The organism is Klebsiella sp. HN106, from assembly GCF_051209435.1.
Lineage (GTDB): Bacteria > Pseudomonadota > Gammaproteobacteria > Enterobacterales > Enterobacteriaceae > Klebsiella > Klebsiella oxytoca.
This window is the reverse complement of the sequence record NZ_JBLURD010000161.1, coordinates 1-343: the sequence shown is the minus strand read 5'-3', so window position 1 is coordinate 343 and position 343 is coordinate 1. Positions and strand designations below refer to the sequence as shown.

General features: G+C 56.3%; 1 protein-coding gene. It reads left to right on the top strand.

Annotated features, from left to right (window positions below):
• Window positions 1-6 precede the first annotated feature (6 nt).
• Window positions 7-343, top strand: a 337-nt coding sequence (locus ACSIPU_RS30775) for a peptidylprolyl isomerase (RefSeq protein WP_435322501.1), incomplete at its 3' end; no start/stop codon positions are given.

Sequence of the window (343 nt, the reverse complement as noted above, 5' to 3'; positions counted from 1 at the left end):
ATTTCCATGCTCAAATCAACACTGGCGGCGATGGCTGCCGTTTTCGCTATTTCAGCGTTCTCCCCGGCCATGGCGGCAAAGGGCGATCCGCATGTGCTGCTGACCACTTCGGCAGGCAACATTGAGCTTGAGTTAAACAGCCAGAAAGCCCCGATTTCCGTGGATAACTTCCTGAAGTACGTCAACAGCGGCTTCTACAACAACACCACCTTTCACCGCGTGATCCCGGGATTCATGGTGCAGGGCGGCGGCTTTAACGAACAGATGCAGCAGAAGCAGCCTAACCCGCCGATCAAGAATGAAGCAGACAACGGCCTGCGCAACACCCGCGGCACCATCGCGA